1 protein-coding gene is annotated in these 239 nt (G+C 69.5%); it reads left to right on the top strand.

Annotated elements, in window-relative coordinates; all coding sequences use genetic code 11:
• Positions 1 to 239: helicase C-terminal domain-containing protein (locus tag HMPREF0072_RS11680; protein ID WP_282633369.1), on the top strand; the 239-nt coding region annotated here is incomplete at both ends.

Genomic DNA, 239 nt, shown 5'->3' with positions numbered 1-239 from the left:
GACGACCCGGTCTACGAGGCGCGGCTGGAGGCGATCCGCAGCCAGGGCGGCAACCCGTTCCGTGATGAACAGCTGCCGCAGGCGGTGATCGCATTGAAGCAGGGGGTCGGCCGCCTGATCCGCAGCGAGAGCGACCGCGGCGTGCTGGTGCTGTGCACCCCGCCTGCTCAACCGGGGTTACGGCCGGGTTTTCCTCGATTCACTGCCACCGTTCCGCCGTACCCGCAGCCTGGCCGATG

This window comes from Anaerococcus lactolyticus ATCC 51172, from assembly GCF_000156575.1.
GTDB lineage: Bacteria > Bacillota > Clostridia > Tissierellales > Peptoniphilaceae > Anaerococcus > Anaerococcus lactolyticus.
This window is presented reverse-complemented; position numbering and strand designations above follow the sequence as displayed.